This window comes from Sinobacterium norvegicum, from assembly GCF_923077115.1.
In the GTDB taxonomy this organism is placed as follows: domain Bacteria; phylum Pseudomonadota; class Gammaproteobacteria; order Pseudomonadales; family Sinobacteriaceae; genus Sinobacterium; species Sinobacterium norvegicum.
Window position 1 is genome coordinate 302470 of record NZ_CAKLPX010000004.1, and the last position, 15093, is coordinate 317562.

14 protein-coding genes are annotated in these 15093 nt (G+C 53.2%); 2 read left to right on the plus strand and 12 right to left on the minus strand.

Features of this window, described 5'->3' with window-relative positions:
• Positions 1 to 80: 80 nt before the first annotated feature.
• The 10 genes from L9P87_RS15965 to L9P87_RS16010 form a co-directional block, all read right to left on the minus strand.
• Complete coding sequence (locus tag L9P87_RS15965) at positions 81 to 1709, minus strand: AMP-binding protein (protein WP_237445760.1); 1629 nt, start codon at positions 1707 to 1709, stop codon at positions 81 to 83.
• A gap of 36 nt (positions 1710 to 1745) precedes the next feature.
• Positions 1746 to 2519, minus strand: a complete 774-nt coding sequence (locus tag L9P87_RS15970) for an SDR family NAD(P)-dependent oxidoreductase (protein ID WP_237445761.1) — start codon at positions 2517 to 2519, stop codon at positions 1746 to 1748.
• Positions 2520 to 2540: 21 nt separating this feature from the next.
• Positions 2541 to 3923: an aromatic ring-hydroxylating oxygenase subunit alpha gene (locus L9P87_RS15975; RefSeq protein ID WP_237445762.1), complete on the minus strand. Its 1383-nt coding sequence runs from the start codon at positions 3921 to 3923 to the stop codon at positions 2541 to 2543.
• A gap of 34 nt (positions 3924 to 3957) precedes the next feature.
• Entirely contained in the window at positions 3958 to 5100 is a 1143-nt protein-coding gene (locus L9P87_RS15980) for a thiolase family protein (protein WP_237445763.1), read from the minus strand.
• 50 nt (positions 5101 to 5150) lie between these two features.
• Positions 5151 to 5573 carry a Zn-ribbon domain-containing OB-fold protein gene (locus L9P87_RS15985; protein WP_237445764.1) on the minus strand — a complete coding sequence of 141 codons (423 nt, stop codon included), beginning with the start codon at positions 5571 to 5573 and terminating at the stop codon, positions 5151 to 5153.
• Positions 5574 to 5598: 25 nt separating this feature from the next.
• On the minus strand, positions 5599 to 7017 hold the full coding sequence (gene lpdA / locus L9P87_RS15990) for a dihydrolipoyl dehydrogenase (RefSeq protein WP_237445765.1): 1419 nt from the start codon (positions 7015 to 7017) through the stop codon (positions 5599 to 5601).
• Between the two features lie 24 nt (positions 7018 to 7041).
• Entirely contained in the window at positions 7042 to 8520 is a 1479-nt protein-coding gene (locus tag L9P87_RS15995) for a dihydrolipoamide acetyltransferase family protein (protein ID WP_237445766.1), read from the minus strand.
• Complete coding sequence (locus L9P87_RS16000; RefSeq protein WP_237445767.1) at positions 8517 to 9530, minus strand: alpha-ketoacid dehydrogenase subunit beta; 1014 nt, start codon at positions 9528 to 9530, stop codon at positions 8517 to 8519. The genes L9P87_RS15995 and L9P87_RS16000 overlap by 4 nt, the downstream gene beginning before the upstream one ends.
• Positions 9531 to 9579: 49 nt before the next feature.
• Positions 9580 to 10551, minus strand: a complete 972-nt coding sequence (locus L9P87_RS16005; RefSeq protein WP_237445768.1) for a thiamine pyrophosphate-dependent dehydrogenase E1 component subunit alpha — start codon at positions 10549 to 10551, stop codon at positions 9580 to 9582.
• Positions 10552 to 10636: 85 nt separating this feature from the next.
• Positions 10637 to 12046 carry a carotenoid oxygenase family protein gene (locus tag L9P87_RS16010; RefSeq protein WP_237445769.1) on the minus strand — a complete coding sequence of 470 codons (1410 nt, stop codon included), beginning with the start codon at positions 12044 to 12046 and terminating at the stop codon, positions 10637 to 10639.
• A 138-nt stretch (positions 12047 to 12184) separates the two neighbouring features.
• On the opposite strand from L9P87_RS16010, the gene L9P87_RS16015 reads away from it, so the two are divergent.
• Positions 12185 to 12637, plus strand: coding sequence for a nuclear transport factor 2 family protein (locus L9P87_RS16015; RefSeq protein ID WP_237445770.1), 453 nt, complete (start codon positions 12185 to 12187; stop codon positions 12635 to 12637).
• Between the two features lie 87 nt (positions 12638 to 12724).
• Here L9P87_RS16015 and L9P87_RS16020 read toward each other — a convergent pair whose 3' ends face one another.
• Positions 12725 to 13465, minus strand: coding sequence for an enoyl-CoA hydratase (locus L9P87_RS16020; protein WP_237445771.1), 741 nt, complete (start codon positions 13463 to 13465; stop codon positions 12725 to 12727).
• A 37-nt stretch (positions 13466 to 13502) separates the two neighbouring features.
• Positions 13503 to 14516 carry an NADP-dependent oxidoreductase gene (locus tag L9P87_RS16025; RefSeq protein ID WP_237445772.1) on the minus strand — a complete coding sequence of 338 codons (1014 nt, stop codon included), beginning with the start codon at positions 14514 to 14516 and terminating at the stop codon, positions 13503 to 13505.
• Between the two features lie 210 nt (positions 14517 to 14726).
• Here L9P87_RS16025 and L9P87_RS16030 point away from each other — a divergent pair, with 210 nt between their 5' ends.
• Positions 14727 to 15068, plus strand: coding sequence for a putative quinol monooxygenase (locus L9P87_RS16030; RefSeq protein ID WP_237445773.1), 342 nt, complete (start codon positions 14727 to 14729; stop codon positions 15066 to 15068).
• The last annotated feature ends 25 nt before the right edge of the window (positions 15069 to 15093 follow it).

Consider the following 15093-nt stretch of genomic DNA (forward strand, 5'->3'; position numbering starts at 1 on the left):
GGCACACAACGACGGTGCCTGCTGTTTCCAATTCAGTAAAACGTAAAACGTTATTTCGCGGCCGGTTGAACCGCGGTGTATCAGCCTTCGCTGGCAGCGAGGGCTTCTTTTATTTTTATGCGTAGCTGATCTTTCTTGACCTTGCCGCTGGCTGTGCGGGGCAGATCGCTGACCACCTCAATATGTTCGGGTATTTTTTGTTTGGCCAATGCCGCACGGTCTGCAAATTGTGCAATTGTGGCCAGGGTAATGGTTTCAACACCGGCTTCAGGGATGATATATGCGCAAACACCTTCACCTAAGCGCTGGTGCGGCATGGCAACTATCGCAACCTCTTTGACATCGGGGTGGTCATGTAGCACATCTTCGATTTCCTTGGCACTGAGGTTTTCACCGCCGCGGATAATGATGTCTTTCTTACGATCGGTAATTAGAATGGCATTGTCCGGTGTGCGGTGACCAATATCGCCGGTATAGAAGAAGCCATCTTTATCGAGCTCGGCTTCGTTCTGCGAGGCGACAGAGTAACCCAACATCATGCCGGCGCCGCGTGCAATAATTTCACCATCTTCGCCATCGGCAACTTCATTACCGTTGTCGTCGATAATTTTGACTTCATAGCCGTAAATCATGCCATCGGTTTGCGCCGCCAAATCTTGCTGGTTGTCGCCGACAAAGCCCTGGGTAATGACCGGTGTCTCGGTGCTGCCATAGACTCTGAAGGCCTTACAGTTTTCCAATACCTCGTAGCATTCATGGATCAGCTGTGGTGGCACTGCCGCACCGCCGCAGGCAAAATATCGCATGGTGGGTAGCTTGGTTTTATTGCGGGTGGCCGAGGCGAGTAGTTCAACCAGAAATGGTGTCGCACCGACACTGGTGGTCGCGCCAACACGCTCAATAAACGCCACGGCTGCGTCGGCATCCCAGCGAGCCATTAAGGCAGATTTTACCGGGGTGACAAAAGGCAATACCATGCCTGAGCCGTAACCGGTTATATGGGTTACTGGTGACGGCATTAACATGATGTCGTCGGCACCTAGCTGCCAGTAATCGACCGAATTCATAATGACACGGCTCAAGGTATTGTGGCTGTGTAAAACCGCTTTAGGCGTGCCGGTGGTACCAGAGGTGTAAAGAATGGTTTTTATCGAGTTGGGGTCAACCTTGGGCAGGCTGGCCAGCTCGGCCAAGTCGTTATCCATCAGGTCTTCGAAGCGCACCATGCCGTCATAATCTTGCTCTGCGCGAACAGTGACAATGTGTTCAAGCGCCGGCAGGTCGGCTTGCAAAGTAGCCAACATGTTAGGGAATTCAGCGCTGCGAATTTTTTCAGGAATGAAAATTAATTTCGTATTGGCGTCTTTTAATATGAACCGTAACTCTCTATCGCGATAGATAGGAATCACCGGATTAACGATTAGGCCAAGTGCTGAAGACGCAATATCTAAAATGACTGCCTCACGCCAATTAGGTAATTGAAAACTAACAACATCACCTTGCTGCATACCCAGCTTGCGTAAGCCGGTAATCAAACGGCGGGCATCAGTGGCGATAGAGCCATAGGTAATGCTGGGGTCATGTTCTAAAAAAATGGCCACATCATCGGGTGTCTGCTCGGCTTTCTGCCAAGCACCTTCGGCAATGGTCATGTTTAACCATGACTGGCTATCGCGATCTATTCGGGTTTGGCTCAAGGGACTTTTCATTATTATACCTTTGGTCTAATTGACAGCGATGACGGTTTAAAGATCTGACAGCAGGTGGCCGCCATCAACAGTCAGCGTTGAACCCGTCATCCACGATCCTGCTTCAGATGCCAATAACAACAGCGGCCCATTGAGCTCGTCGAGTTCGCCGATCCGACGAGTCGGAATACGCTGAATCAGCGCCTGCCCGTCATCGGTGGCAAACCAGGCACTGTTGAGTTCGGTTTCAAAATAACCGGGACAAATGGCATTGACGCGAATGTCATTGCGGGCAAGCTCAAGGGCAGCGGCCTTGGTAAAGTGAATCACACCGGCCTTGGAGGCGGCATAATTGGTCAGTGCTTTCTGTACACGCTCACCGACGATAGAGGCGATATTGATAATGCTGCCACCAACATTGGCAGCGATCATCCGTTTACTCGCCTCGCGAGTGACAAAGGCCAGGCCATTGAGGTTGGTATCGATGACGGAATTCCACTCATCATCGCTGAGGTCGAGCAGCATTTTGGGGATGGTAATGCCGGCATTATTGATGACCACATCAACCACGCCGAAATACTCCTGTGCCATGTCTAATGCTGCCTTGATACTGTCGGTATCAGTGACATCCATATTGACCGCCAAGGCCTTGCCACCTTGATCGATGATTTCATCGCAGGCCGATTGAATACGGTCAGCGCGACGTGCGCCCAAGACGACTTTTGCTCCGGCCTTGGCCAATACACCGGCAAAGTGACGACCAAAGCCACTGGAAGCGCCGGTGATTAATGCTACGCGACCTTCGAGTGAAAAGGGTTTAAGAATATCCATGATCTAATTCGCTCTCGCTGATTATTTGGCTAAGTATTTATCGATGGTTTGATGGAAGTGACGAATCCGCACTTCCTGATAGTTACCCAGCGTCACCATTCCTTTCTTCGAACTCTTCATGCCACGTTGTACCTGCGGCAAGTTGGCGCCATCCTGGTTAAAGACATTGGCAAGACCGGCACCTAAAACCTCTGCCGCCTCGGTGAACGGTTGGTCTGACTCTAGGCGGAAGGTTGCCGCATCCGGTGGTGATTCGGTGCCCTCAGGGAAGCGCGCCAGGATGAAGACATCCATGATGCAGCTGTCGACATCGTTGCCGTTGGGACGGTGACGGTAGGTGATTACTGTGCCGTTGCCCGCCCATGGGGCCAAGTTTGGAAACAAGGAATACAGGGTGGAATCCATGAGCTCCGACATGGTGGTGCGATCGGTGAAGTCTTCGCCGGCCGCTTCGTTGGCCGCCGGTAGATTCATCAGTGCATAGGCTTCGCGTGCGGTTTGCCCCGGCGCTAATTGTGGCCGTTCTTCAGAGCCGATCATCGCCATCATGCCATCGAGGCAATCCTGCTCGCTGAACTGGTCGTTGTGTGAGGGGTTGACCACACCGTAAGCGCTGATACTACGGCTGACGTGGTCACCCCATACATCGTACTGAGAGTTATCAATGCCCTGATAAGGTAAAATCTGTGGGTGAGTAGCCAGTGCATGGTAGGACTCAATAAATGCCTCGAGCCCCGCCTTCCAGTTACAGGCAATCACCTTTTCCACATGGGCGGCGACGAAACGTTGCTCGTGCTTCCACTGGTCCATGTGCTGCGGTAAGACTTCCATATAATCTTTCAGCGAGGGTGCATTTTCATCCATGTTGATAAAGACCCAACCACCCCAAGTCTCTACCTTCACCTCAGGTAGTTTGGTGTTTTCTTTATTTACATGGGGGAAATCCCACTCGCATGGGGCGCCTTTAAATTCACCGTCGAGATCCCACGACCACGCGTGGTAAGGGCAGCGAATTTTATCGCTATTACCTGAGCCACGCTTTAACGCACGACCGCGATGCAGGCAGGAGTTATGGTAACCCTTTAACTCGCCGGATTCTGTGCGGGTTAATAAAATAGAATCGTCAACAATATCGTAGACAAAATAATCGCCCGCTTCGCGCAAACGGTTGACACGGCAAGCAGCTTGCCAGGTCTTGCGCCAAACTTTTTCCACCTCTAAATCAAAGAAATCCTGCGAGATGTAACGTGAAATGGCGATATCTTCAGAGCCGAGATAAGTGTCGGTACTTTCTAATAGCGCAGCGGGCACCTCCACGGTTTCAATTTTCAATAAATCCTGAAAAGAATCCGATGGATCGCGCGCAGCTATTTGTTCGTCTGTCAGTGTCACTTTAGTGCTCATAGCAAAACCTTTATCGTCAACCGAGTGCTTGAAATTAGCGTTCTAGAATTGTTACAGCGCTGATACCGGGTGCGCCATAGACGTGGGTGTAACCCAATTTGGGGTTGTTCGGTACCTGGCGGCTGCCGGCTTCGCCGCGCAACTGCAGGCAGGTCTCATAGACCTGTCGTAGGCCGGTGGCACCGATCGGCTCGCCACTGGCGATACAACCACCGTCGGTATTGATTGGCATCGAACCGTTAATGTTGGTTTCGCCGGCTTGAATCAGGGCTTCCTGCTCACCATGCTCACAGAAACCGTTCTCGGCCATGTGCATAATCTCAGCGCCAGACTCAGTGTCCTGCAGCTGTATCACGTCAATGTCTTTCGGGCTGACACCGGCCATTGCAAAGGCGGCCTTTGAGGCATCTACACTGGGGCCATCTACCTGCACCAATGCCTGCGACGGTGCGAACACCTCGAAGGAGCCATATCGACGCGAGCGGAACGCCGCACCTTTTAAGTAAATAGGCTTGTCGGTGTATTGTTTGGCCTTGTCGGCACGACACAGAATCAACGCGACGCCCCCTTCACCGGGTGCGCAAAACATGTATTTAGTCAGTGGGTCGCTGACCATCGGTGCCTCGGCGATAACCTCTGCCGGTATTTCTTCACGGCGCCAAGCGTTAGGGTTTTGGGTGCCGTTTTTAAAGGCTTTCTCTGCCACCTTGGCCAGCGTGCTTTTGCTGATATTGAAGCTGTCCATGTAGCGCTGAATCTTCATCGCAAAAAACTGCGTCGTCATCATCAGGCCGGCTTCGCCGTACCATTCACCAATACCCATTTCCGTCGGGTCGGCGTTAAAAGCACCGCGGTCGTGTTTATCAAAACCGGCGACCATACCGATATCATACTCACCCGACTTAATCGCGTTATAGGCAGAGATCAAAGAGCTGCCACCGGTGGCGCAACCATTGGCCACATTAATAAACGGCAGGCCGGTCAGGCCCAGTTCATTGGTGAGGGCGTCGGCGTTACCCGCGCTGACGCTGCCACCAAAACCGAATTCCATGTCCTGCCATTCAACGCCGGCGTCTTTCAGTGCCAGGCGGGCAGCATAGGCGCCCTGCTGAAGACCACTGCGCTCTTCAGTGCGACCGAAGGGGTGAATGCCGATACCAACAATTGCTACGTCCATCTTATCTCTCTCTAAAATTTGTTATTTATAATGGCGTCCTTCATCGAGCCTTAAACGGCTTTAAAGGAGAAACTGACCACTTCATTACCGTCTTCATCATGGCGCAGGGTATCGATAACCAGTTCCATCTCCATGCCGATTTTTAGCTCTTCGGCGGTGCTCTCCAGCAGTCGGCTCTCGACACAGACTGCTCCTGGCAGCTCCACATAACCGACGCCAAAAGGCTTGAAAGTCTCCATGGTTTCATCGGTGTGATAAGGTCGCTTGGGCATAAAGCTTTGAATGGTCCAGCTCCATAGTTTGCCGCGACGGGGCAGTTCCTCAACGGCAACATCTTCACTGCCGCATGCTGGACAGCTCAGTTTGCTAGGGAATTCTGCAATGCCGCATTGCTGGCAACGACTGCCAAGCAGGGCGGGGTTATCAGATGGCCAAGTAAATAAACCTTCGGCAATGGCTACACTATTTGTCATGGATTACCTCGTTAATAATGTCTGGTTAGGAATGGATGGCTTTATCGAAAGCATCCAATACAGATTCATGCATGGCTTCGGACATTGTCGGGTGAGCAAAAACGGTGTGCATCAGCTCCTCCTCTGTCGTTTCCAACTGCTGGGCAATCACATACCCTTGAATTAATTCGGTCACTTCGGCGCCCATCATGTGTGCACCTAATAACTCGCCGGTGTCATCATCAAACACTGTTTTAACAAAACCTTCGGTTTCGCCCATCGCCTGGGCCTTGCCGAGTGCGCTCAAATCGAACTGACCGATACGCACATTCAGGCCCTGTGCTTTGGCAGCCTGTTCGGTGAGGCCGACACTGGCAATCTGTGGCGAGCTGTAAGTACAGCCAGGAATAGACCGCGGATTGAGCGGCTCGACATCCTGCTCGCCGGCCAGCTTCTCAACACAGATCACCGCCTCGTGACTGGCCTTGTGAGCAAGCCAGGGTGGGGCGGTCATATCGCCAATGGCGTAAACGCCTTTGACCGATGTCTCAGACCACTCATTGACCACCACCTGACCACGGTCGAGCTGTACACCCTGCTCAACCAGGCCTAAGCCATCGATGTTAGCGGCGACGCCGACGGCCAGAATGACACGATCAAAAGTGCCAGCCTGCGCCTTACCGTTATTATCGGTCCAGCGGGCATCGGCAGATGTCTTGTTGATGTCCAGCGGTTCTAACTTGGCGCCGGTGACGAATTTAATGCCACGCTTTTTAAACGCCCGCAGTGCGGCCTTGGAGACGTCCGCATCCTCCTGTGGCAGGATTCTATCCTGAGCCTCAAGTACCGTCACCTCGCTGCCGAAGCTGCGATAAAAGCTGGCAAACTCAATGCCGATGGCACCGGAACCGATGACTAACAGTGACTGGGGCAGCTGCTTTGGCGTCATCGCCTCTCGCGCTGTCCAGACCACGTCGCCGTCGGGCGTAATGCCGGGCAAACTCTTGGCGCTGGCGCCAGTGGCAAAGATAATATGCGGGGCAGAGACCTCGGCAACAACGGCATTGTCAACGCTGACGCTGACCGTACCGGGGGCGGTTAAGCGGGCGAAACCATCGATGACGGTAATCTTATTTTTCTTCATCAAAAAGCTGATGCCGGCACTTAAACGATCGGCAATACCGCGGCTGCGCTGTACCACTTTCTCAATATCAAAGCCGGCGCCTTTAACGCTTAAGCCATAGTCTTCCGCGTGTTGCATCGACTGATAAACTTCGGCGCTTTTGAGCAGGCTTTTAGTGGGAATACAGCCCCAGTTCAAACACACACCACCCATGTGTTGCTTTTCAATAATGGCGGTTTTCAGGCCTAGCTGAGCTGCGCGTATTGCCGCCACATAACCGCCGGGACCCGCGCCGACGACGACTAAGTCGTAGCTCGAGTGCGGCGCGCTTGTATCAGACATTTGGTTAGCCATCAGATCGCCTCGCTACAACAACATCGAGGCAGGATTTTCGAGAAACCCTTTTAATGCCTGTAAAAATTGTGCCGCCACAGCCCCATCGATGGCGCGGTGGTCGCTGGACAGAGACACTCGCATCACGGTGGCCGCAACAATGCCATCGTCGCTGACCACGGCTTTTCGCTTGCCGGCGCCAATCGCTAGAATCGCCGCCTGTGGCATATTGATGATGGCGTCAAACTGATCAACGCCATACATGCCCAAGTTGGAGACAGAGAAAGTCCCACCCTGAAATTCATCGACAGTCAGCTGACCCTGCTGTGCACGGGTGGCCAAGTCTTTGGCCTCTGCTGAAATCTGCGGCAGGCTTTTGTTGCCGGCGTTGCGAATCACCGGGGTGATCAAGCCGCCATCAACGGCCACGGCCATGGAGATATCGGCGCGATCAAACTGGACAATACTGTCACCGGCAAACTGTACATTCACCGCCGGTACTTGCTGCAGAGCACTGGCACTGGCTTTGATAATGAAATCATTGACGGAAATAGCGTGACCCAGCGATGCATTCATATACTTACGCTGCTGCAGTAGGCTATCGATTTCGATGTCCATGCTGACGCGGTAGTGTGGAATGTTTTGCTTGGACTCAGACAGGCGGGCGGCAATGGTTTTGCGCATCGCGCTGAGCTTTTCTTCGCGGTAGTCGGCAACGCCGGTTAACGCCACAGCAGCCTTTTCAATATCTTCCTTGGTCACACGGTTGCGACGCCCAGTCGGGGTCACATCGTTGAGGTTGATATTCATCTTGGCGGCCAGTCGACGGGCGACCGGCGTGGCGGCAATACGTGAATCATCCGCCGAAGAGCGACCCGCGAGTGGCGATACGCTGGCAACGGTCTGGCTGGCCGATCTGGCCGCCTCAACACGAATACCCGCGGCCTGTTCAATATCCTGCTTGGAGACACGGCCATGGCGGCCGGTTGGGGTAATGTTGTGCAGGTTGATGTTGTGGGTTTTCGCGATACGGCGAGCGACGACCGATGCCTTTACATCACTGTCGTCTGGCCCCTGAGACAATGCCGATGGCTGTGCTTTTGGCGCCGCCTTGGCAACCACGGGTGCTGGTGCAGGCGCGGCGGCGGCCGGCTCAGACTCGGCAGCAGCTGGTGCGGCATCATCATTGCCGCCCAGGGGAATATTCAATGCAGCGGCATCGGGTATAAACGCCGCAATAAAGGCGTCAATCTCGGCTTCATTGGTGTCGCCCTCGGCAACCACGCCTAATAACATGGCGACGGGTAAGACATCGCCGCTCTGGCCAACCTGTCGAACCAGGGTGCCGGCGCAGCTGCTTTCAGCAGTATTAACGATTTTGGAGGTTTCGATATCGACCAGGTCATCACCGACTGACACCTGCTCACCGACGGCAACATGCCACTCGGCAATGGTGCCTTCCTCCATCGACATGCCCCATTTGGGCACGGTCAATGCATGTAATTTACTCATTGGCCATACTCCAGAACCTCACGGATGGCAGCTTCGATCTCAGCGTCCTTCGGCATCCAGTGTTGCTCAAGGTTGGGCGCAAACGGTACCGGACAGTGAGCGGCGGTGACTTTTCTGATGGGGGCACGCAGGGCGCCAAAAGCTTTCTCGGCAACGATGCTGGAGATATCAGCGGCAATACCACAGCGCGGAGTCATCTCATCGACAATGACCAGGCGACCGGTGGTTTCGACACTTTCCAAAATAGACTCTTCGTCCAGTGGCGAGGTGGTCCGGGGGTCGATGACATCACAGCTGATGCCTTCTTTGGCCAGACGATCGACCACGGGCAAGACCTTGTGCATTGGGTTGGACACCGCCACCACGGTAACGTCCGATCCTTCGCGGTAGAAGTTTGCCTCGCCAAAGGGCACGGCGTACATCTCATCGGGCACTTCACAGCTGGTGTCGTAAAGCATCTTATCTTCGACAAAGATGACGCAGTCGTTATCTTTGATTGCTTGAACCATCAAGCCTTTGGCGTCATAGGCATTGGTCGGACAGACCACTTTCAAGCCGGGTACCATGGTGACCATATTGGTCAAGTTTTGCGAGTGCTGGGCACCGGCGCTCCAACCTGCACCCACCGTACAGCGGACAACCATAGGGCACTGGGACTTACCGCCAAACATATAGTGGAACTTGGCCGCTTGGTTGTAGACCTGGTCAAAACAAACGCCGAGGAAGTCCATAAACATTAATTCGGCAACGGGGCGCAAACCTGTCTGCGCGGCGCCGGCAGCGGCACCAATAATGGCTGACTCGGTAATCGGCGTATCGATAACACGTGCTTCGCCAAACTCGGGAAACAGACCTTTGGTGACACCCATGACACCGCCGTAGGCATCACGTTCACCTTCACAACCGGCGCCACCGGAGACTTCTTCACCCAACACAATAACGCTGGGGTCTTCACGCATGCTTTGTCGCAGCGCTTCATTTATGGCTTCTCTATACGTCTTAACTGGCATTCTATCAACTCCAATTCTTATTCTTATTCGCTCGGTTTCCGGCTACTGGTTAGTATTCAGAGCTGTGAACATTGTCCATCAATTCAGATAAATCGGGCACCGGTGCTGCCAGCGCCGCAGCGGTGACTTCATTCATTAGATCGGCAACTTCCTGATCGATGGCGTCGAGTTGCTTGTGGGTGGCGAGCTTTTTCTCTGTCGCATCTTTACGGGCAATCTGTAGACAGTCATCTTCTTTCATCAGCGATTCTATTTCGGTATCACCGCGATAAGCCTGTGGGTCACCTTCAAAGTGACCTTTGAAACGAGGCACGCTGGCCTCAATAGTGACCGGACCCTTGCCGTCACGACAGTCCTGAACCACCTTCTTACACAGCTCGTAAACGGCAAATACATCGGTGCCATCAACGGTGTAGGCCGGCATGCCGAAACCCTCGGCACGCTTGGCAATACTGTCAGCACCAACGGCATAACTGGCATGTGTACCCTCGCCATAGCCGTTGTTTTCAAAGAAGAAGATCGCAGGTAATTTAAGCACTACCGCCAGGTTCATGGCTTCAAAAGTGGTGCCCTGGTTGGACGAGCCATCGCCGCCAAATGCGACGCCGACTTTTTTCGTGCCCAGTGTTTTGGCTGACAGTGCCGCGCCAACAATCAGTGGTGGGCCACCGCCAACAATAGCGTTAGCACCGAGCATGCCCTTGTCGAAATCGGCAATGTGCATAGAGCCACCCTTGCCGTCACAGATACCACCCTGCTTGCCCATGATCTCCTTCATCATGCCGCCAATGTCAGCGCCTTTCGCCAGGCAGTGACCGTGACCGCGGTGAGTACTGATCATGTAGTCCTCGTCAGTCAACACCTGACACAGGCCAGCGGCAACCGCTTCTTGGCCAGAGTAAAGGTGTAAGAACCCTGGGATATTACCTTTCATAAACTCTTCGCTGATCTTGTCTTCAAAATCGCGAATGGATCGCATGGTGCGATAGGCGTCTAGAAATTGTTTCTTGTTTAAGGACATTATCTGCCTCGTTTTATTATTAAGAGTTCGCTATTCATCGTTAAAGGCACTGCTCACCCCCTAGCAGGGCGGCAGTGATATAGCGTTAAAGTGTTAAGTCTTGCATCCAGTTGGCGTGGAAGCCATTGGGTATACGTGTCGGCACATACACTCTGGCTATTGGGCCTGCGGCAAAGTCGCCCGCGGACACAATAGAGAGGAACTGTCCCTCACCGGGGTTGTAGACATAGCACATCACCCAGCCATCTTCCTCGCGGTCGCTTTCTGGGTTGGCTACATAGACAGGCTCGCCGGCGTTGGCATCGAAACCGTAATCACAGAGGGTGGTTTCTCCGGTTTTAAAGTCGAACCGGCCGGTACAGTTGTAGCCGTGAATGCCTTCCCAGTCGTGATTGCTTGAGGCGGCAAAACCAAAGCGGTAGTCCTTGCCCATACGACGTTCATCGATGCGTGAAAACTCACAAAAAACATCGGAGAACTGCTCGTTAGAGACCACGGTTTTGGTCGCCTCGTCGAGGGTCATGCGGTACATGCGGCGCGGCTGTTTTTCAACGCCTGTGCCCTGAGCCTGAGTGAAGGGGATGGAGTTAATCCAGACATAATCGAGAATGATTTGTCCGTCTCGCTCAAAGCCGTTACAGAAGTGCCAGCTGAAAAAGGCGTCGGTTTCGTAGATATCGGGCTCGCTGCCACCGTCGCGGGGAATGACAACTATTTGCGTGCCTTTCTCTGGCTCCCACTCAAAGGGGTTCTCGCCGCGCAGAGCTTTTTCAATACTGTGGAAGGCAGGGGCGTAGAAAATAATGACGTAATTTTCAGTAATCTGTAAATCGTGAATAATGCCGCGGCGCTCAAACTCGTAGGGAATGGTTTTCTTGTGTTTGCCATCCTTGCCAATAATTTGAACCAAGTAAATAGGGCTGTCCAAGCGCTGAGTACAGGAGATTAAGTCACCGGTATCTGGGCAAACCTTGGGGTGGGCGGTCAGTGCATCACCGGGACGTAGCATGCCGTCATAGTCAAACAGGCCGACAGTCGATAAATCATTGTTGAGTTCGTGCGGGAAACCACCTTCCCACAGTGCCATTAATTTACCACCGTGCTGCAGCACGTTAGTGTTGGCGGTGTTGCGTACAGGGTGGGGGGCGCCGCCAGCGGCAATAATCTCTTCGGGCACCGGTAACAGTTTGCCGACGCTGCCGTAAATCATGCGGTCGTGCTTGCGCTCGGTCTGCAGGTGATGGGTATCAACCCAGCGGTTCTTGTATTCGACCTTGCCGTCTTTAAAATAGACGCCGTGGATCATGCCGTCACCGTCGAGAGGATAGACGTAATGGTTTGGCTGGTAGGCTACATTAGCCCCGTTGCGCATGAATGCCCCAACAAGGGCTTGCGGGATTTCGCCCTCAACGCGCAGGTCGGCTGATGACCAGTCCTGTTCGCTGTCGACTGGCGCGTAGTTATTCTGCAAATAAGGGAAGGTGCTTAAATCCATGACGCTATCCTCAAAATACTATGATTATTTATGCTTATTTTGTAAATTAAATACTAGCAGCTCAAGATTTTAAAAAACAGTCCCGATTGTTTCTTTTTTCAAATGCCGTATTATTCGCTGTAAACACATAGGGAATAGATGACGATGAACGATCAACAAACCACCCTGGTCGCAGATCAAATTGCACTGCGAAATCTGATGGACAAATACTGCGATGCGGTCAATCGAGGCGACGCTGAAAGCTGGATATCGACCTGGGCAGAAGACGCCAGCTGGAACCTACTCGGTACCGTGGTTACTGGCTCGGAGCAAATCTTAGGGTTGTGGCAGCAGATGATGGCAGGCTTTGAGTTTGTGGTGATGATGCCCAGTTCCGGTCAGTTTCAAATCGAGGGTGATACCGCCACCGGTCACTGGTACCTGCAGGAGTTCAGCCGCAACCTTGAGGGTGTCGGCAACACCCTGCTCAGTCGCTATACCGACCGCTATATCAAACAGGACGGTCAATGGTTATTTAGCCATCGTGATTACGTCTTTATCTACAACGGCCCGGCGGATTTAAGCGGTAGTTACCTGCCGCTGGATCAATAATTACCATTTCTTCATTCTGACGTGTAATAGAGCGATTGAGGGAGAAAGCAGCACGCGACGGATGATTGCGTCGCGTGCTGTAAAGTCTTAGCTGGACGATTGTTGCGCTTTGGCGAAGCGTTGGAAGGCGACCAAGCTGGCCTGCTGTTCTTGCTCAAGCCCCGACTCAATCGGTGCTTCCCAGCCCAGGTCCATCAACTCACGGATAGTACTCTGTGCGCTATGATCCGCCTGGGCCATCTGTTCAGCCATTGCCTGGGCCTCGGCTATCAGTTGATCGCGAGCGGTGACCCGGTTAACCAGCCCCCAATCGTAGGCGAGCTGTGCGTCAACCTTGCGTCCGGTCAGGCTCATTTCTTTGGCGCGATAGATGCCAATCGCCCGGGGCAGTCGCTGGGTTACTCCCCAGCCGGGCACGATACCCAGTTTGGCGTGGGTATCGGCAAAGACGGCGTCCTCAGACGCAATGATGACATCGCACAGCAGCGCCAACTCCAGGCCGCCGGTCATGGCAAAGCCGTTGACCGCGGCGATAATGGGTCGATCAAAGGCGGCGATCTCATCCAGCAGTTGCTGGCCGACAATGCCGTTGGCTGCAACCAGTGCTGCTGCGCCTTGCAGTTCGTTAAAGTCTAAGCCGGCACTAAACGCTCGCCCTTTTCCCGACAACACCACGGCTCTCACCGAGGCGTCGGACTTCAGGGCTTGCAGCGCTGCAACTAGCTCGCTGCGCAGCGCCTGGTGCATTGCATTTAATGCCTCTGGGCGGTTAAGCAACACCGTTGCCACGCCGCCATTGACGTGGGTTAACACCGATTGATTGGCCATAGTTAACTCCATGCTCGAACCATATTTAATGGCTCGCCTAGGGCTCTAGACGGACAACCAATTTGCCGTCGTTGGTGCCATTGAACAGCTTCATAAAGGCCGGCAAAACGTTATCCAGCCCGTCGACAATATCTTCTTTAAACTTGATCTTGTCCGTCATGACCCACTCGGCGAGTTGACCGATTGCCTCTTCAAAGCTGTCCAGGTAATCCAGCACGACAAAGCCCTGAATGGTGACGCTTTCAGCCACCAGCTGCCAGAGGTTTTTCGGCCCAGGGGCGTCGCTGTCGTTGTAGCTGGAAATCCAGCCGCAGACGGCTACGCGGGCGAATTTATTCAGACACAACAGGGCGGCATCGAGGATTTCGCCGCCGACGTTGTCAAAGTAAATGTCGACACCTTCGGGGCAGGCTTGCTGGATGGCCTGCTGATAATCGCCGCAGGTTTTATAATTAATCGCCTCATCAAAGCCGAGGTCTTCAGTCAGCCAGCGGCATTTCTCTTCGGAACCGGCCATGCCAACCACGCGACAGCCTTGCATCTTGGCAATTTGACCCACGACCGAGCCAACGGCGCCGGCGGCAGCACTGACCAATACCGTGTCACCAGGTTTGGGGAGGCCTACTTTCAGTATGCCAAAGTAGGCGGTCAAGCCTGTTGGCCCCAGTACGCTGAGATAGTTTGTCAGCGCGATGCCTGGCATGTCTGCAATCTTATTCAGGGCCGCTGCAGGTGCTGTGGTGTATCGCTCCCAGCCGCCAACTGTCATGACGATATCGCCTTCGGCAAAGCTGTCGCTGGCGCTTTTTACCACCCGGCCGATAACGGAGCTGCGAACCGGATCGTTGATGGCAATGGGTTCAATATAATTAGGGGTGTCGCTCATCCAGCCACGAATAGCAGGGTCTAGAGAGATGTAGAGATTGCGTATAACAACCTCTTCCGGCCCTGGTTCGGCAACGACTACATCGCGAAAAGGCACTTCTTCAGGTGTAGGAAACGCCTTGGGTCGCGCTGCTAGATAATACTGACGATTGATCAATTCACTCATTAAAACTACCTTTTTTTGTTATTGCCGCTCATTGCTATGCGCGGTGATTACACTATCAAGATCGCCATCCAAAGGGCTAGCAAAGTCGCTATAAAATATCGAAAAATAAAAAAGCAGTCAACCCTGATTGTTTTTTTCAAGGTAGTTTGATACCGTTTCTAAAGAATCAATAACAACCCCAAACTGTCGCCACGTAGAAGGGCCTGAAAAATGACAATACTTATCGCCGGCACGGTGGAAATTAAAGCCGAAGACCGCCAGCGCGCACTTGAGCAAGCAGCGCCTTTGATGGCTGAGACCCGCACCCAACAGGGGTGCCGCGACTATGTCTGGTCGGCAGACCCAACGTCTGAGACCCGGATCTACGTCTATGAAAACTGGGATTCGGTCGAGGATCTTGCCGCGCATCTTGCCGGTACTTATTACGCTCAGATGTTGACGTTGCTGGGCAGCTTTGAGGTTTATAACACGGTGGTATCTAAGTTCCAAACCACCAAAGAAGAGCCGGTCTATGACCCACAGGGTAGGCCGCGCGCGGACTTCTTTACCTAAATACACGATAACGCTTATATCAGGC